Genomic DNA, 16,709 nt, shown 5'->3' on the forward strand with positions numbered 1-16,709 from the left:
TGCTATCCGCCCCTACCGGCTGGTCGCCAACCCTCCACGCAAGCATGGAACTTGACGGAGCCCTGTGCCGCCAGGGGATGAAACCCGTAGGTCTTCTTCCAGGTCGCCGAGGCGCCCTGCTTCTTCGACGCGGCCGTGATGATGGTGGCGTCCATGTCGATCACGATCCAGTGGTGCAGGTACTTCCCCGCGACCGTCAGCCACGGGAACCCGCCCGGCCGCAGGCGCAACAGCGACCACACGTGCCGGCGCACCCGAGCCCGCACCTTCGCGATCCTCGCCGTCCATCGCGGCCAGCGTCCGCCGCGTCGTCGAGTCCGATACCACCGGCCCGAACAGGTTCTGGTGGTGGGCCTGTATCTGCTCGGCGTCTGACAGGTTCGCCGCCCCCAGCACGATCGCGACGGCGAGCTGCACGACCACGGCCGCACGGTCCCGCCAGCCGGCTCCCGTCCCGGCGGGCAGCACGCCCGCCAGCGCGGCCGTGAGCCCCGTACGGCCAGCCGGCGCAGCAGCACTGCCCCGGCATGCCCGACCAGCCCCTTGCCGTCGGCGACCACGGACAACCGCCGGTCCCACCCTGTAGGCTCGCTCACCAGATTGGTGCCCTGACTCTCGCAGCGGATACGACCTCAACACTCGCATCCCCGCAGGCCAGCGGCACCTTTCTGCTACCGGGACGTCAGATCACCCAATTCCGCTGAATATCCAGGGTTAGCCTTTGACTCCGCTCAGGTAGATGGTGACCTGGCGTACGCCGCTGACGGTCGGGCCGAACTGCATGTCGCCCGAAGCGTTCCTGAACCGTTGAGTGCCCCCGGTCACCTCAGCAGGGAAGGTCTGGAAGTTCACTTCCGTGATGGCCTTGTACCCGATCTGACCGTCGGGCGTTCTGAACCCCCCCATGCACATCAGTCTACGGGGGGTCGCAGACTCAACCTGGCAGGCGTTGACGAAGCTTCCGTACGACTCGCCATCCTTTTCCACGGTTCCTGTCGCACCGAAGAAATTACCGGGCGTATTGTCGCTGGTGCTGCCGTAACGGTTCTCGTTTGTCAGGGTCAGCGTCAGGACCACGGTCTTGTTGTGCCCGTCCGCCTGAGCCGGCGATCCCACCGCAGCCAGTCCCCCGAGAGCGAGAACCGCCGCGACGACCATTCGTGACAACTGTGCCTTGCGCATGATCAGACTCTTCCGCTTCTGGATTGGTGGCTGCCCGAGGAATCCCGGACGATGGCCCCATTCTCAGTAGCAGAACTGAGGGCTGCCACCACAGGAGCGCAACCGTTGGGCCATTCAGTGGACGTTAGTACTCCAGCTGTAGATCGTGATCTTCATGTCTGGGATGCGGCTTGCCGCCGGTAGTGACTGGTGCGTGATCGTGCCTGGTGGCGGCGGCGCCAGTCGGACCAGGCAAGCCGGTGGGCCGCGTCGAGGACGGGCCGGACGACGAGCGCGATGAACAGGCGGCAGATCTCGTTGCAGGACAGCGGGATCAGGTCGTCCGGCGTGGGTCGGTGTGCGTGTTCGTCGGCGCGGACGACGGCGAGGAAGGCGTGGGCCAGCATCGCGAGGGTGACCCAGCGGGCCCACGAGGGGTAGCGGCGGACCTGGTGCTCATCCAGCCCGGCCAGTCCCTTCTCTGTTTGGAAGGTCTCCTCCACCCGCCATCTGGAACCTGCGACCTTGACCAGGGTGGCCAGGGATGCCGGCGTGGTGGAGTGACAGCGGTAGTAGGCGAGTTCACCGGTGCTGCGGTTGCGGCGGATCAGCAGCTGGTGGTGGCCCGGGGCTTCGTCGGCGAGGTCGATGACGGCCCAGTCGTAGAATCGCTGCCCCTTCGCGCCGTGTCCGGCCGAAAGCTTCTGCCAGGCCCGCTTCGGCACCTTCGCCGCCAGGGCATCGGCGCGGAACTTGCCTGCGCCGGTGGACACTTCGGCCGAGCAGGCCACCGCGAGGACATAGCCGATGCCGCGTTCCTCCAGAGCCGTACGGAGTCTTGGGTTGCCGCCGTAGACCTCGTCCCCGGTGACCCAGCCGACGTGGTGTCCGGCGTCCAGGAACCGTTCGATCATCGTGCGGGCCAGTTCCGGCTTGGTCGCGAAGACGGTGTCCTGGCCGAGTCCGGCTGCCCGGCAGCGGTCCGGGTCGGACGTCCAGGAGCGCGGGATGTACAGCTCGCGGTCGACCGCCGCGTGCCCGCGCGTCCCGGCGTAGACGAGGTAGACCGCGACCTGGGAGTTCTCGATCCGGCCGGCGGTGCCGGTGTACTGGCGCTGGACCCCGACCGTGTGGGTGCCCTTCTTCACGTCGCCGGTCTCGTCGACAACCAGGACCGCAGCCTCGTCATAGAGGTGCTCGACGACGTATTCGCGCACGTCGTCACGGATGCCGTCGGCATCCCAAACGGCTCGGCACAGCAGATGCTGCATGCCGTGCGGGCTGGCCTCCCCGGCCCACTCCGCGATCGTCCAGCAGTTCTTGCGCGGCAGGTCCGCCAGCAGGCCCAGCACCAACCGCCCGGCCCGTTGCCGTGGTTCGACCCGGACGAACCGGCCCGCGATCCGGCCCATGGCCACCTCGAACGCATCCCGCCAACGGACGGGATCTATGCTGTGACCTGCGGCCACCGTCTCATCGTTACTCCACACAAGTCACGATGATCAACGGTGGCCGCACCCGTCTCCACACCGGCCCACCTTGGCTGAGGGCCCTGCTTAGCCCGTTTCACCGTAACGCTCAACAGCACAGGCCGATGGGCCTACGGTGCCGACAGGGCTGTGCGCTCGGCTTTCTCCAGCCAGTCGGTGTACCAGCGGGCGAACGTCACCGGCGTACCGTCGTCGTCGAGCAGCGGGGCGAGGTCGACGTCGTCCACCCGGCAATCGGACCAGATCGTGCCACGGTGGCTGCCGTTGATGATCAGCCATTCTCTCTGGGCGCAGCCCAGGTGGGAGATCACGATGGCGCCGGCGGTGCGCTCCGGGGCGAACATGATGGCCTCCCACCGCTCGTCCCAAGCCTCGATGGCGTCGTCGAAGTCCTCGATGTCGTCGAAGTCCTCTTCCTCGGGGCGTTGGGCAAGAAGGTCGTCGAGCAGTTTCGGGTCCGGGCCCTGGTCGGGAAACGGCGCGGCAAGTCTCGTCAGGTCGGCCAGGTCCGCGCCGTCGCCTTCCCAACGCCAGCGGCCTTGCACGCGCCGAACTGGGAACAGGCCGTACGCGGGGCCGGCGCCACCCGCACCGACGTGGAGCAGGAATGTCCGGTACTCCTCCGGCAGCCGCACGTCCGTCTGAGCCTCGAGTTCGGCAAGCTCACCCTGGGTAAGCGGGTCCTCCACGATCCACCTGTGCCCCAATGCCCCAAACACCCTGCTGCCGGAAGGCCCTGCACCCGCCGCCTCGAGCCGCTGACGCACGCCCACCCACCACTGATCAGTCATGCGCAGACCGTACGTGCAGCCATCGACACCTGGGGCGCGGGCCCACTGCTACGGTCCCGACGGGCTCAAGACTGGCCCAACGCCCCAGACCCCTCAGCGCAACACGCACATCGGCCAGCTGAGGCTCTCGATCACGCCCCCAGCAAGATCACGATCTACAGCTGGAGTATTAGCCTCGATCCGTCAGCCTCGATTCTTCGGTGGCGTGACGGCGTCGCCGTGTGCGGCTGGCTGCCCGGTATGTCCCGTGCCGTGTCGGGACTGGCCGTCGCGTGACGCTGCGGGGCGTCGGGTTCCACGGGCCCCGGGGGTGCTGCGGTCCTCTCCTCTCCGGTGTCGTCGGGGTGGTGGCCGGTCGTCAGGTACGGGCCGGGAGTTCGGTGGCTCGCTTCCAGGCGGCGGTGAACGCTGCCGCCCAGGGCCAGGTGCGGTCGAGGTGGAGGGTGCGGCGGCGGGCGTGGGAGGTGAGGCGGGCGGGCAGGTGGTAGAGCTTCCTGCGGATCGTCTCCGGTTCGGCGGCGGCGAGTTCGGGCTCGTCGTGCAGGAGGAGGAGCCGGGTCCAGGTGTCGAGGTCGGCGGCGAGCGTGGCGGCCAGCACCCAGGCGGCGTTGAACTGCCAGGATTTCGAGGGCAGCAGCCCGAGGCCGACCCGCTTGATCGCTTTGACGCGGTCCTCGACCTCGGCGTGATCGCGGTACAGGGCGTCGACGAACCAGACCTGGCCGGAGCCGGGTACCCCGGAAAGTCCCTGGTGGGAGGGGATGTTCGTGGCGACGATCTGGTAGCGCCAGCCGGTGCGTTTCTCGAAGGCGGTCAGCTTCTTCGCATCCCGGCGCGAGGGCTTGACCCGGCGCACGATCAACCGCATCCCCTGGGGCCAGCCGGTCAGGTCACGGACCCCGGTCAGCTCAGCGACCTGGTAGGACAGCCATTCGCCGTCGGGGCCCTTGATCTCGTGCAGTTGGCCGTCTTGCCGCAGCGCCGCCGTCCATACCTTCTCCGGCAGCCGGGCGATGGCCTTCTCGTCGGCGTCGTTGATGGCCCAGCCGGTCACCCAGCGCACCCGGCGCCGGCTGGTGGTCAGGCTCTGGAGGTGGCCGAGGACGTCGTGGCTGAAGGCCGCGCCGTCGATCCGTATCAGCAGCTTCGACCACAGCGGCAGCGGGAGCTGCCGAAACGCCGAGGCCAGGACACTCTTGTGGTCGTCGACATCGTTCGGCGGCGCGTTGCCGGGTCGCAGCAGCATGGCGACACACTCGCGGGTGTTGGCCACCCACGCTCCCAGCGGCATGTGGCCGAAGCTGCCCTTGAAGGTGCCGGCCGCACCCTCCTTCTTGCTGCTACAGGTCACGATGGTGGCGTCGAGGTCGAGGACGTACCAGCCGGTGAGTTCTCTGCCGCACACCGCGATCCAAGGGAAGCCGCCGGGGCGCAGGGCGAGCAGGGTCCACACCATGCGCCGGACCACGGCGCGCACGCGCTCGATCCGCGCCGCCACCGGACCGTCGATCGCCTCCAGAGTGCGGCGCAGGGTGCTGTCCGAGACCGGCCGCGGGAACAGGCTCTTCCAGTGGTGCTGCAGTTGCTCGGCTTCCAGGATGTTCGTCGCGCCGAGCACGATCGCGCAGGCCAGCTGGACCAGCGCCATGCCCCGGTCACGCCAGCCAGGCCCGGTGCCCTTCGGCAGCGCCGCGCTGAGCACGGTGGCCAGGCCGACGCGGTCGGCGACCTTCCGCAGCAGCACCACGCCCGCGTGGCCGGTCAGGTTCTTGCCATCGGCCCGCACGGCAAGCCGGTGATCCCATTCGGTAGCCTGCACCTGTTGGGTGTCTCTTCTCTGCGACGGTTTTGATCTAGGAAATCCAGATCATCGCAGGTGGCAGGCACCCTTCTTCTGTCGGGGCATCAAGTCACGGCCGTAGCTGAATACATGAGGTCAGTGGTGATTGCTGCTGGCCGAGGCGACCAGTTCATTCCGTTTGTCCCGACTGGTGTCGGGCGGGATCTTCGCGTGTCGCTGCGGGGTGCGCCGGGGTTCCACGGCTCCCGGTGGTGCGGGTCTCCTCCGTCCTGGTCGTTGTCGGAGCGGGGCCCGGCTGTCAGGTGACGGCGGGGAGCTGGGTGATCCTGGCCCAGGCGGTGGTGAACGCTGCCGCCCACGGCCAGGTGGACTCGATACGCAGCCATCGGCGTCTGGCGTGCCGGGATAGCCGGGCGGGCAGGTGGTAGAGGCGAAAGCGCATGGTGCCGGGTTCGGCGTCGGCGAGTTCGTCGTTGTCGTGGAGGGTGAGCAGGCGAAACCAGGCGTGAAGGTCGGCGGCGAGGTTCGCGGTGAGCATCCATGCCTCGTTGACCTGCCAGGACTTGGAGGGCAGGTTGTGCAGGCCCATCGTCTTGTTCGTGCGCACGTGGTCTACCACGACCGCGTGGTGGCGGTGCAGGGCGTCCAGCAACTGGATCTGGTGCGAGCCGCGGACGCGGGTCATCTTGGAGATGTTCGTCGCGACGATTGAGTACTTCCAGCCGGTCTTCTTCTCGAACGTGGTCAGGTCGTGCATCTGCCGTCCGGACGGCTTGACCCGGCGGACGATCAGCCGCATCCCTTTGATCCAGCCCTCCCGCTTGTTCAGGTCGGTCAACTCGGCGACGAAGTAGCCCTCCTGGACCTCGCCGTCTTGCCTGATCGCGTTCTCCCACGCGGTTTCCGGCAGGCCTTCTCGTCCTCGTCGGTGATCATCCAGCCGGTGGTGAAGCGGACCGTGCGGCGCATCGTGTTCAGATCCCGCAGGTGCTCGTGCAGGCCATGGGTGGCCCCCGCGCCATCGACGCGCACCAGGATCTTGGCGGTGGAGGCGCCGGGGATTTGCGCGAGCGCCTGGCCGAGCACTCGCAGGTGGTCGGCGACCGTGTTCGAGCCGGCGCTTCCGGTCCGCAGCCACATGGCCAGGCACTCGCCTGTGCTCGCGCACCATGCCGCCAGGGGATGAAACCCGTAGGTCTTCTTCCAGGTCGCCGAGGCGCCCTGCTTCTTCGACGCGGCCGTGATGATGGTGGCGTCCATGTCGATCACGATCCAGTGGTGCAGGTACTTCCCCGCGACCGTCAGCCACGGGAACCCGCCCGGCCGCAGGCGCAACAGCGACCACACGTGCCGGCGCACCCGAGCCCGCACCTTCGCGATCCTCGCCGGCACCTCGCCGTCCATCGCGGCCAGCGTCCGCAGCGTCGTCGAGTCCGATACCACCGGCCCGAACAGGTTCTGGTGGTGGGCCTGTATCTGCTCGGCGTCTGACAGGTTCGCCGCCCCCAGCACGATCGCGACGGCGAGCTGCACGACCACGGCCGCACGGTCCCGCCAGCCGGCTCCCGTCCCGGCGGGCAGCACGCCCGCCAGCGCGGCCGTGAGCCCCGTACGGCCAGCCGGCGCAGCAGCACTGCCCCGGCTGCCCGACCAGCCCCTTGCCGTCGGCGACCACGGACAACCGCCGGTCCCACCCTGTAGGCTCGCTCACCAGATTGGTGCCCTGACTCTCGCAGCGGATACGACCTCAACACTCGCATCCCCGCAGGCCAGCGGCACCTTTCTGCTACCGGGACGTCAGATCACCCAATTCCGCTGAATATCCAGGGTTCAGTCCGTCGCACACCAGCATGAGGCAGTTGTCCAGGCCGCGGTTCTTCAGCTCGGTGAAGATCTGCAGCCAGAACTTGGCGCCCTCGCCGCCGTCGCCGGCCCAGATCCCCAGGGTGTCGCGGTGGCCCTCGGCGGTCACGGCCATCACGACGTAGACCGGACGAATCGCCACCTTGCCGTCACGAATCGGACCTTCACGTTGATCGCGTCCACGAACAGGACCGGATACACGGGATCGAGCGGCCGGTTGGAACGCCTCCCGCAACACAGCGAAGCCCACCTGGCCTGGTCACTCATCACTCTCATGGCCAGGCGCCTGACCCGAACCCCGACAGCCCAGAAGGCTGCCGGACGGCTGTGGCCGGGCGCCAAGCGTGTCAATCACTTGACACAGTTCAAGCCCTTGGGTGATTGTGTCAGATAGTTGATACACCTTGTAAGGGGGAGGGAATCGGCATGCCTGCAGCCGCAAGAACGCAAGGCACCCGGCGGGCGGGACTGGATACTCCCGTGCGATGGGCCGGTGCGGCGACCGGTCTGACTGTCAACGCGCTGATCACCTTCAGCCCTGACCCTGATGTGGACCTGCTCTACGGATTTCCCGTGTTCGGTCTGTGTGTCATGGCCGGCGTGTTTGCAGCAGACGTCATCGCACGCCCGAGTCCTGGCCGGCGACGAGCCGCCGAAGTGACTCCACGCCGGATCCGGGACTACGTGCCCCGGTCCCTGACTGCTGCATTGGCCGCGCAGGCTCTCGCCTTGCTGGTCCTCCTGGTTCTCGCCGCAACGACGGCCTCGGCGGACACTGACGGTCGTCCAAGGCGTGCCCTGTCCGTCACATGCCCGGCGGGGACTCACCTGCTCTCACCCTGGCCCGGCCCCTACTATGCCTGGCCCGCCGTCGGCGGTCTCGCCCTCGGCACCGTCGCCTGCGCACTGCTCCTGCGCCGTGTCACCGCACGGTCGGGAAACGATGATCAACGCCGCATCAGTGCCCGGGCGGCTGTCGGCGCATGGGGAGTGCTGGTGACCGCTCCCCTCTTCGCCGTCTGCGTGACGATGGGCCTCGTGGTGCTGAGCTTGCCCTGCGGGGGCGCGATGATGGACGTGGCCCTCTCGGGCCTGGCTCTCGCGGCCCTCACTTCTGCACTGACCGCGGGTCACTGTCTAGGCGTCCTGTTGCTGCCGCAGGCCTACATCAAGGATCGGCCATGACGACAAACGGCATCAGCGTCTGCATCAACCATGCGTCCCCCGTCCCGCCGTACGAGCAACTCCGCGCACAGTTGGCTGATCTGATCGCGCTCGGGCGGCTTGCTCAGGGGGCCAGACTGCCGTCCGTGCGCCAGCTAGCCTCTGACCTCGGGCTGGCCAACAACACCGTGGTGCGGGCCTACCGTGAACTGGAGGCCGCGGGTCTTGTCAGGAGCCGCCGAGGCTCTGGTACTCAGGTCATCGCCCCATCGGCCAGCACCGACACCAAGGCGAAGCTGGCAGAACACGCAAGCGGTTACGCGATTGCCGCCAGACAGCTCAATGCCACCAACGAGGAAGCCCTCGCCGCACTCCGACATGCCCTCGCGACCCTCGACAGGCCGTGACCTCAGAGAGACCGCCAGTCCGTGCCTCAGCTTGAGAGGAACTCAAGCTTAGGGCCCTACGGGCGCAGCGCCAGGAAGGCCTCGTCGACAAGGGTGGGCAGATGGGCTTCACCGTCCCCTTCCACCCAGATGGCCAGGGTGGTGGTGAGCGCCGCGAGGGCGGCCGAGACGAGGACCCGGAGCGGGAGGTCGGGCTCCTGCCCCGAGCGGGCCGCGAGAGCGGTGGTGAACATCAGTTCCGTGGCGTGCTGGTTCTCCCAGAGGCGGGCGCGCAGGGCCGGAGTCCTCAGGATGAGACGGGTGCGGACGAACAGGGTGTCACGGTCGGTGGCGTAGACGGTGGCGAGCCCTTCGGCGAGGGCGTGGCGGAGAGCGTCGAGAGGGTGCTCCCGGGCGGGCCGCCGCTGGATGAGCAGGACGATGAGCGGGTCGTAGTCGTCGGATTCGACGACCGACTCCTTGGTGGGGAAGTGACGGAAGAACGTCATGCTCGAGACGCCGGCGGCGCGGGCGATCTGGTCGACGGTGGTGTTCTCGTACCCCTGGCTCAGGAACAGGCGCAGAGCCTCCTCCTGAAGGGTGCTGCGGGTACGTGCCTTCTTGCGCGCGCGCAGACCCGTGGGCGGCGTCGCCGGGCGGTTCATGTGTCCTGCTTCTCCGGGGTGTGGTTCGTCGTGGTACCGAGCCTGGCGCCGAGCCAGGTGTCGAGTGCGGCCGTGGAGCTGCCGCGCCAGGCCAGGTGACCGTCGGGCCTCACCAGCATGACGTGACGGCGCGGTGCTGTGGAGGGCACCGCGGCGGTGAGCCGGACCGTCGTGCCGACGTGCCGCTCGGCCACCGCCGCGTACGCCTCGGCGTCGCCGTGCACGGGGACCAGCAGGGCCCAGCGGGCCTCCAGTTCGGCGTGGAGCCGGGTGGAGGACCCGTCGGGGCGTGTGCACGGAACGTCGGGCACCCTGTCACCGGCCCGCGGGGCGCCGGGCGCCCGGCGCCCCGTGAGCCGGGTACCCAGGGGACCGCCCCGGTAGTGGATCCTCAGTTGCGACGACTGCTCCCAGATGAGCCTCTGCACCAGCGGGCGGTTCATCAGTGGGACGAAGAGGCGGTCGCGGGCGGCACGGGCGAGCGGGGTGTCACCGACCACCAGGCGGGTGAGGGAACTCGTGGATGCGAGCACCTCACGGGCGAGGGGCCTGCGCTCGGCTTCGTAGGTGTCCAGCAGCGAGTCGGGCGCCGAGCCCTCGGCGACCAGGGCCAGCTTCCAGGCGAGGTTCTCCGCGTCCCCGAGCCCGGTGTTCATCCCCTGGCCGCCGAAGGGGCTGTGAATGTGGGCGGCGTCGCCGGCGAGCAGGATCCGGCCGCGCCGATAGGTGGGGGCGAGGCGACGGTGGATGCGGAACCGCGAGGACCAGAGCACCGTGCCGACGACCGACGGGCCGAGGCCGGTGTGATGCCGGAGCAGCCGGGCGAGTTCACCGACGACGTCCTCGTCTCCCGGGCTCGTGTCGTCCCGGCGAGCCGGGGCCATGAGGCGCCAGACACGGTCGCCGGGCAGGGGAAAGGCACCGAGCATGCTGTCCGCCCGGAGCCACACCGACACCGTGTCGGACGGTACGGGCAGATCGGCCTGCACGTCGGCCAGCAGGAAGTTCTCGATCATGGACACACCGGGGAAGCCGATCCCTGCGGCCTTGCGCGCGCGACTGTGGGCGCCGTCGCATCCGACCAGCCATGACGAGCGGAGCCGTTCTCCCGGGAAGGACAGTGTCACCCCGGAGGCGTCCTGGGTGGCGGAGAGCAGTTCCTTCCCCCACTCGACCTCGATCCCCAACGCACTCAGCCGGTGCCGCAGGGCCGCTTCGACCTCCGTCTGGGACATCAGCAGACCGGGCCTGGTGACCAGCTTCGTGGGACGGCCGACCCGCAGGTCGGCCATGGGCCTGCCGTCGACGTGGGTGACCACCCGGGCGATGCGTACGGACCGCTCCGGCAGGTCGGCCAGAGCGCCGAGCCGGTCCAGCACCTCGGCTCCGCGCGGCTGGAGTCCGAGTGCCCGCGAGGTGGTCGCCGGCCCGTCGCGCTTCTCCACGATCCGGACCGGGACACCGGCGGCCGCGAGCCCGCAGGCCAGGGCCAGGCCCGTCGGTCCGGCCCCGGCGATCACCACACTGGACATGCCCACTCTAAATGTTAGTCACTATCAATAGTTAGAGGCTAACGTGAATGGGAGCGTGGAGTCACTAGCGGAGGCGCCCCCATTCGTCGGGGCGGACTCCCGTGGCCGGGCGGTGACGGTCGGGCGAGTGGTCGTCAGCGGTCTGCTCCCCTGGATGGGGGGCGGGTTCTGCCGTGGTCTGCCGCGTACGCCCGGAAGACGTCGCGGGTCGTGCCGCCGTTGTGCAGGAAGCGCTCGTCGAGGACCTCCGCGAGGTCTCCCAGCGCGGTGGTGAGCAGGGCCGCCGCGAGGCGTACCTCCGCGTTCCGGGCGTCATGCGCGCGCTCCGCGAGATCCGCGGCGTACGGGATGCTCGCGGCCAGGGAGGTCCGGTCGTGGCCCTCGTGGAAGTAGTACGACTCCGCGTACTGGATCAGATCGACGGAAATGCCCGCCACGTGTGCCGCGAGGCCGTCCAGGACTCCCGCTCCCAGGCCCGAGTCCAGCTGGGCCGCCGACGGGTCGTTGCGCTGCAGCTGGGACAGTCGCAGGGCCAGGGCCCGTCGGCGGGTCAGCGCGGGATAGATCTCCAGGATCCAGGAGACCGTCGCGGTGAGGAGAGCGAAGCCGACGAGGGCTTCGAGCGGGGCGACGATCCGCAGCCATGGCTCGCTGGGTGCGATGTCGCCGAGACCCAGGGTCGACACGGTGACCAGCGAGATGTAGAGCGCGTCGACAGGCCCGCCGTGTTGCGTGGGCTTCAGGTCGGCGGCGAAGGAGAAGGCGCCCGGCACATGGGGCCAGTAGATCAGGGCCCAGCCTACGATGACCGTGCCCGCCCACATGGCCACCACGGTCACCATGGCGAGGGGGCCCGCGAGGCCCGCCGCCTGCCTCCGTACGGGGAAGTGCTGGGACAGTCTCCACAGGGCCGCCATGACGTACCGGCTCAGACCGCCGTGACGGGTCGGGTGCCAGAGGGTGTGGAACACATCCCGCAGGGCCAGCATGACCAGCCCCGCTCCGAGCAGTGAGACCAGCCAGTCCATACGCGTCTCCCCGGGCCGGTGTGCGCGGCGTCCAGCATGCCCGGTGGCCCGGGGGGACGGGCACAGGCCGCGCCGCCCGGGGCATGTGCTCCGCTCGGCGGCCCGGTCGGGGCCCCCGGGCACCGTGTCGGCGGGGGTGTTCGTCGCCGGGTGCGCCGCTTCGTGCGGGCGGCGGATGCCGTCACCCCGGTGAGGTCGCCGCCCCGGGCACCCGGCGGAGGGGCGGGGGCCTCGGCGTCGCTCCCCGTCCTGGCCGGTGCAGGGCCGCCCCGTCAGCGGTCGCGCAGCGGGGCCGGTGGCGCGCCGAGGTCGGCGGAACGGGGCCTGTTGTGGGGGAGTCTGGCGAGCATCGCCGCCATGCCGCAGGTGTCGGTGAGGGCCGAGAAGACCAGGCCGCCCGCGATCACGGCGGATACCAGCAGGAAGGCCGGGTGGACGAGGAATCCGAGCAGGAGGCCGACCAGGACGAGGGTGCCCGCGGTGAAGCGGACCTGCCGCTCCATGCTCCACGTGGCACGTGAGGCCCCCTCGGGCCGTTGCAGTTCGTTGCCTTCGGCCGCCCAGGCGGCGGTCCCGCCGGAGAGCGTGGCGCTGGCGACGCCGTGGGCGGCGAGGGTCCTGCAGGCGTTCTCCGAGCGGGCGCCGGAAGCGCAGACGACGAGGACGTCGCCGCGTGCGGCGGCCTGCCGGATGTCGGGGAGCGCCCGCCGGATCTGGTCGAGCGGGATGTTGAGGGCACCGGGAAGATGGCCGCCGGCGTACTCGCCCGGGGTGCGTACGTCGATGACGGTCAGTTCGTGCAGCCGGGTGCGGGCCTCGTCGATGCCGAGGGCCGTGGGTGTGGTCATCGCGGGTGCGTCCTTGGGTGTCGGCGGATCCCCCACACGTCCATATTACCCCCGGGGGTATTTTGTGAGGAGTCGTGGTGGACCTCGATCTGGCGGGAGCGGAGCCGAAGGCGGTCCTGAACCGGCTGCGCCGGGCGCAGGGCCAGATCTCCGGGGTGATCCGGATGATCGAGGAGGGCAGGGACTGCGAGGAGGTCGTCACCCAGCTGGCGGCCGCGTCCCGCGCGCTGGACCGGGCCGGATTCACGATCACCGCCGCGGGGCTGCAGCAGTGCCTGACCGGGATGGAGGACGGCAGCCGCTCCGGTGAGGACCGCGACGAGACGCGGAGCCGCCTCGAGAAGCTCTCCCTGTCCCTGTCCCTGTCCCTGACCTGACCTGACCTGACCTGCTCGGCCGATGCCGTCCGCATGGCGCCGATCGCTCGGAAGGGCTCCGGCCCGATGCGCTCCGGGGACTCACCGCGGGAACTGCGCCACTCCGCTCCCGTGGGGCGCGTAGGTGTCGAGGAGGCGGACCCGCGTGGCCTGCAGCCGGCGGGCGACCACTTCCAGGACGTGGCGGGTCACGGCGAAGCCGAACGCGGGATCCACGTCGCACAGGCCGCGTACGGCCCTGGCGTCGAACTCGTGGGCCCGTACGAGGCTGAAGGCCTCGGCCCCCAGCCGCCACTCGTACGGGCGCACCAGCCAGGACCAGCCGAGCAGGTCGCCGTGGCCCAGTGTCTCGACCGTCGCCGCGCGCCGGCCGTGTACCTGCAGGTCGAGGGTGACCGCACCGGTGCGGATGATCCAGAACCGGTCGGCCGGGTCGCCCTCGTCGAAGATCCGCGTTCCCGCCGGGAACGAGACCTCGTGCGAGCACGCCATCAGGCGGTCATGGCCCTCCGACGGCAGTCCGCGCAGAAAGGCGTTGTTCATCGGTGTCCTCCCGAGTCCACGTTCCGGCGGGTCGCTTCGTGCGGGCGCCGGCAGCGTCCACACCCCAGACTCCGTCAGCGGCAGGCCGCGCACCTGGGCCGAGAGGCCCAACTGTGTGCCCCATGTGGCCTCGCCGTGCGACGTGTCGCGGTCCCTCGTCGCGCCCGGACCGTTCTCCGTCACCGTCGTCCCCTTCCGCCGGTGCCGTCCACTCCCCTCTGGCCGGGGCGCACCGGCCTCGGCAAGGGACCTTCGGGCCGGACCGGTCCCTCGTCGGCCCTGTGGAAGCGGTGCCCGAGCGTGCAGTGTGGGTGGCGTGAGGCACCCCGCCCCCCGTCCTCCGTCGGCAGCTGCTCCGGAACCCGATCCCTGTGAGCCGCTGGCACTGCTGCGGCGGGAGCTCGGCACCGGCGCTCATGGACTGTCCGGCCGTGAGGCGGAGCGGCGTCTCGCCGTGTACGGGCCGAACGAGGTCCGCTCCACCGCCGGAGAGCCGGTGTGGCGGGAGCTGACGCGGCAGCTCGCCCATCCGCTCGCCCTGCTCCTGTGGGCCGCCGGCGCCCTGGCCTTCATCGCCGGCATCGCGGTGCTGGGATGGGCGATCGTCGCCGTGATCCTGCTCAACGCGGCTTTCGCGCTCCTCCAGGAGCGCCAGGCCGAGCATGCGGTGGAGACCCTCGCCCGTTACCTTCCGGAGCACGCCCGGGTGGTGCGGGACGGCGAAACCGCCGACGTCCTCGCAAGGGAACTGGTGCCGGGTGACATCGTTCTCGTCGAGGAAGGCGACAAGATCCCCGCGGATGCCCGGCTGACCGAAGGCGGCATCGAAGCCGATCTGTCGATGCTCACCGGCGAGTCCGCACCGGTCGACCGGTTCGCCGGCCCGGCGCTGCAGGGGAAGCCGCTGCTCGCGGAACCCAACCTCGTCTTCAGCGGCACCACCTGCACGGGCGGACAGGCGCAGGCGATCGTCTTCGCCACCGGAGGTCATACCGAACTGGGCCGCATCGCGGCTCTCAGTCAACGCACGCGGCGCGAGCCCTCCCCGTTGGAGCAGCAGGTCAAGGAGGTCGCCTGGCTGATCGCGGCGGCCGCGGTCGCGATCGGGGTGGTCTTCCTGCTGATCGGCTGGGCGATCGGCCTCCCGCTGACCGACGCCCTGATGTTCGCCATCGGACTCCTCGTCGCCAACGTGCCGGAAGGCCTGCTTCCGACGATCACTCTGGCGCTCGCCGTGGGAGTGCGGCTGCTCGCTCGGCAGGGCGCGGTCGTGAAGCGGCTCAGTGCCGTGGAGACGCTCGGCTCCACCAGTGTGATCTGCACGGACAAGACGGGGACGCTCACACAGAACCGCATGCGCCTGCAAGCGACATGGACACCGGAGCACGGGACCGGGACCGGGCCGTGGACCGCCGGGTTGGCCGCGGCCACGGCGGAGTGCACGACCGTCACACGGGACGAGGGAGGAGGGCTCCACGGCGACCCGACGGAGGCGGCGCTGGTCGAGGGGGCCGCGGCCCTCGGGGCGGATCCCGACCTCGAGCAGCGGGACGAGCGCCGCAGGGCGCTCTTCCGGTTCGACCCGCGGCTGCGCCTGATGTCCACGGTGACACTGTCCGGGCGGGGTGGCGATCAACTCCGGCTCATAGTGAAAGGAGCGCCGGAGAGCGTGCTGGCGCGTACGTCGGACGCCGGTGCCCGGGAGGGGCGCGATGTGAGCCGGGCACGGGAAGCCGCGGACGACCTCGCCCGTCAGGGCATGCGCGTTCTCGCCGTCGCGGACCGGGAACTCGCCGCCCTTCCCGAACACCGTGAGCAGGCGGAACGAGAGCTCCGGCTGCTGGGACTGGTCGGACTGTACGACCCGCCGCGGCCGGAGGTGGCCGCCGCCGTGCGCCGTTGCCACGAAGCGGGGCTGCGGGTGCACATCGTGACCGGTGACAACGGGGCCACCGCGGCCGCCGTGGCCGAGGAGGTCGGCATCGGTCATCCCGAACTGGTCGTCATAGCCGAGTCCGAGCGGGTCACCGATCGCGAACTGGACGATCTGCTCATCAAGGGGCCCGGGGCGGAGATCGTCTTCGCCCGGTCCTCACCCGAGACGAAGCTGAAGGTCGCCGACACCCTTCGTGCGCACGGCCGCATCGTGGCGATGACGGGCGACGGCGTGAACGACGCCCCGGCGCTGCACCGGGCCCACATCGGCGTGGCCATGGGGCGTTCGGGCACCGATGTCGCCCGTGAGGCGGCCACGATGGTGCTGACCGACGACAACTTCGCCACCATCGTCACCGCGGTCGAGTCCGGACGCCGCGTCTACGACAACGTCCGCAAGTTCATCGTCTACATCTTCGCCCACCTCACACCGGAGGCCGTCCCGTTCCTCGTCTTCGCACTGTCCGCCGGCGCCGTCCCGCTGCCGCTGACGGTGCTGCAGATCCTGGCGATCGATCTCGGAACCGAGACGCTGCCGGCCCTCGCGCTGGGCCGCGAGCGCGCGGAACCGGGAGTGATGAAGCGCCCGCCGCGCTCCGGCCGGCAGAGCATCATCTCGCCCGCCATGCTGGTCCGCGGCTGGGGCTACCTCGGGGCGGTCTCGGCGGTACTCGTCATGTCAGGGTACTTCTACGTGTTGTGGCGGGCGGGCTGGCAGCCCGGCGACCCGGCGGGTCCCGGGAGCGAGCTGCACCACGCCTATCTCACCGCGACGACGGCGACCTTCGCCGGGATCGTCACCTGCCAGGTCGGCACCGCGATGGCGGCCAGGACGGAGCATGCGTCACTGAGGCAGATCGGGGTCTTCAGCAACACCTTGCTGCTGTACGGGATCGCCTTCGAGCTGGCGTTCACCGCCGTGCTCGTGTACGTGCCCGTGTTCCAGCGGATGTTCGGCACCGCCGCCCTGCCGGCCGACGTGGTCGCCCTCATCGTCACGTTTCCCGTCATCGTCTGGGGTACCGACGAGCTGCGGCGGTGGGCTGTGCGCCGTCGCACGCTGCGGACCGTCCCGGGCTCCGGGAGGGGTTGACCGCCTCTCGTGGGGCGATCATCTTCCGTGGT

The 16,709-nt window shown here is 69.9% G+C and carries 16 protein-coding genes and 1 pseudogene; 4 read left to right on the forward strand and 13 right to left on the reverse strand.

All coding sequences use genetic code 11. The features are described from left to right. Positions 1-2: 2 nt before the first annotated feature. From FEF34_RS42170 to FEF34_RS35530, 8 genes and pseudogenes are all read right to left on the reverse strand, one after another. Positions 3-254, reverse strand: coding sequence for a transposase (locus FEF34_RS42170; RefSeq protein ID WP_199800720.1), 252 nt, complete (start codon positions 252-254; stop codon positions 3-5). A gap of 460 nt (positions 255-714) precedes the next feature. Next, on the reverse strand, positions 715-1,182 hold the full coding sequence (locus FEF34_RS35505) for a hypothetical protein (RefSeq protein ID WP_138056827.1): 468 nt from the start codon (positions 1,180-1,182) through the stop codon (positions 715-717). A gap of 152 nt (positions 1,183-1,334) precedes the next feature. Continuing rightward, on the reverse strand, positions 1,335-2,573 hold the full coding sequence (locus FEF34_RS35510) for an IS701 family transposase (RefSeq protein WP_138051843.1): 1,239 nt from the start codon (positions 2,571-2,573) through the stop codon (positions 1,335-1,337). Between the two features lie 188 nt (positions 2,574-2,761). Beyond that, entirely contained in the window at positions 2,762-3,442 is a 681-nt protein-coding gene (locus FEF34_RS35515) for an SMI1/KNR4 family protein (RefSeq protein ID WP_138051842.1), read from the reverse strand. 358 nt (positions 3,443-3,800) lie between these two features. After that, a complete protein-coding gene (locus tag FEF34_RS35520; protein WP_234042685.1) occupies positions 3,801-5,261 on the reverse strand; it encodes an IS1380 family transposase in 1,461 nt (486 codons plus the stop codon). 280 nt (positions 5,262-5,541) lie between these two features. After that, complete coding sequence (locus FEF34_RS43820; protein WP_407698325.1) at positions 5,542-6,081, reverse strand: transposase; 540 nt, start codon at positions 6,079-6,081, stop codon at positions 5,542-5,544. Then, on the reverse strand, positions 6,078-6,782 hold the full coding sequence (locus tag FEF34_RS43825; RefSeq protein WP_267905279.1) for a transposase: 705 nt from the start codon (positions 6,780-6,782) through the stop codon (positions 6,078-6,080). Before FEF34_RS43825 ends, FEF34_RS43820 begins: the two co-directional genes overlap by 4 nt. Positions 6,783-7,074: 292 nt before the next feature. Further along, positions 7,075-7,322 (reverse strand): annotated as a pseudogene (locus FEF34_RS35530) (transposase); the annotation flags it as partial. Positions 7,323-7,835: 513 nt separating this feature from the next. On the opposite strand from FEF34_RS35530, the gene FEF34_RS43410 reads away from it, so the two are divergent. Together FEF34_RS43410 and FEF34_RS35540 are read left to right on the forward strand one after the other, a co-directional pair. Continuing rightward, positions 7,836-8,291, forward strand: coding sequence for a hypothetical protein (locus tag FEF34_RS43410; protein WP_234042703.1), 456 nt, complete (start codon positions 7,836-7,838; stop codon positions 8,289-8,291). Beyond that, positions 8,288-8,677, forward strand: a complete 390-nt coding sequence (locus FEF34_RS35540) for a GntR family transcriptional regulator (RefSeq protein WP_138056829.1) — start codon at positions 8,288-8,290, stop codon at positions 8,675-8,677. The genes FEF34_RS43410 and FEF34_RS35540 overlap by 4 nt, the downstream gene beginning before the upstream one ends. A 56-nt stretch (positions 8,678-8,733) precedes the next feature. Here the strand turns inward: FEF34_RS35540 and FEF34_RS35545 are convergent, their stop codons facing one another. The 4 genes from FEF34_RS35545 to FEF34_RS35560 form a co-directional block, all read right to left on the reverse strand. Beyond that, positions 8,734-9,321 carry a TetR/AcrR family transcriptional regulator gene (locus tag FEF34_RS35545; protein WP_138056830.1) on the reverse strand — a complete coding sequence of 196 codons (588 nt, stop codon included), beginning with the start codon at positions 9,319-9,321 and terminating at the stop codon, positions 8,734-8,736. After that, entirely contained in the window at positions 9,318-10,853 is a 1,536-nt protein-coding gene (locus FEF34_RS35550; protein ID WP_138056831.1) for an FAD-dependent monooxygenase, read from the reverse strand. Before FEF34_RS35550 ends, FEF34_RS35545 begins: the two co-directional genes overlap by 4 nt. Before the next feature lie 134 nt (positions 10,854-10,987). Continuing rightward, positions 10,988-11,881, reverse strand: a complete 894-nt coding sequence (locus tag FEF34_RS35555; protein WP_138056832.1) for a potassium channel family protein — start codon at positions 11,879-11,881, stop codon at positions 10,988-10,990. Between the two features lie 272 nt (positions 11,882-12,153). Beyond that, entirely contained in the window at positions 12,154-12,729 is a 576-nt protein-coding gene (locus FEF34_RS35560; protein ID WP_138056833.1) for a rhodanese-like domain-containing protein, read from the reverse strand. Between the two features lie 77 nt (positions 12,730-12,806). On the opposite strand from FEF34_RS35560, the gene FEF34_RS35565 reads away from it, so the two are divergent. Next, positions 12,807-13,106, forward strand: a complete 300-nt coding sequence (locus FEF34_RS35565; RefSeq protein ID WP_138056834.1) for a metal-sensitive transcriptional regulator — start codon at positions 12,807-12,809, stop codon at positions 13,104-13,106. 81 nt (positions 13,107-13,187) lie between these two features. Here FEF34_RS35565 and FEF34_RS35570 read toward each other — a convergent pair whose 3' ends face one another. After that, positions 13,188-13,649, reverse strand: coding sequence for a Crp/Fnr family transcriptional regulator (locus FEF34_RS35570; protein ID WP_138056835.1), 462 nt, complete (start codon positions 13,647-13,649; stop codon positions 13,188-13,190). Between the two features lie 316 nt (positions 13,650-13,965). On the opposite strand from FEF34_RS35570, the gene FEF34_RS35575 reads away from it, so the two are divergent. Beyond that, complete coding sequence (locus FEF34_RS35575; RefSeq protein ID WP_138056836.1) at positions 13,966-16,677, forward strand: cation-translocating P-type ATPase; 2,712 nt, start codon at positions 13,966-13,968, stop codon at positions 16,675-16,677. Positions 16,678-16,709 lie beyond the last annotated feature (32 nt).

It is taken from the genome of Streptomyces marianii (genome assembly GCF_005795905.1).
In the GTDB taxonomy this organism is placed as follows: domain Bacteria; phylum Actinomycetota; class Actinomycetes; order Streptomycetales; family Streptomycetaceae; genus Streptomyces; species Streptomyces marianii.

What these genes read in the sequence shown, in the direction of transcription:
- FEF34_RS35505 (WP_138056827.1), bottom strand. Translation starts at nt 1,182, where the DNA reads ATGCGCAAGGCACAGTTGTCACGAATGGTCGTCGCGGCGGTTCTCGCT.
- FEF34_RS35510 (WP_138051843.1), bottom strand. Translation starts at nt 2,573, where the DNA reads ATGGGCCGGATCGCGGGCCGGTTCGTCCGGGTCGAACCACGGCAACGG.
- FEF34_RS35515 (WP_138051842.1), bottom strand. Translation starts at nt 3,442, where the DNA reads ATGACTGATCAGTGGTGGGTGGGCGTGCGTCAGCGGCTCGAGGCGGCG.
- FEF34_RS35540 (WP_138056829.1), top strand. Translation starts at nt 8,288, where the DNA reads ATGACGACAAACGGCATCAGCGTCTGCATCAACCATGCGTCCCCCGTC.
- FEF34_RS35545 (WP_138056830.1), bottom strand. Translation starts at nt 9,321, where the DNA reads ATGAACCGCCCGGCGACGCCGCCCACGGGTCTGCGCGCGCGCAAGAAG.
- FEF34_RS35550 (WP_138056831.1), bottom strand. Translation starts at nt 10,853, where the DNA reads ATGTCCAGTGTGGTGATCGCCGGGGCCGGACCGACGGGCCTGGCCCTG.
- FEF34_RS35555 (WP_138056832.1), bottom strand. Translation starts at nt 11,881, where the DNA reads ATGGACTGGCTGGTCTCACTGCTCGGAGCGGGGCTGGTCATGCTGGCC.
- FEF34_RS35560 (WP_138056833.1), bottom strand. Translation starts at nt 12,729, where the DNA reads ATGACCACACCCACGGCCCTCGGCATCGACGAGGCCCGCACCCGGCTG.
- FEF34_RS35570 (WP_138056835.1), bottom strand. Translation starts at nt 13,649, where the DNA reads ATGAACAACGCCTTTCTGCGCGGACTGCCGTCGGAGGGCCATGACCGC.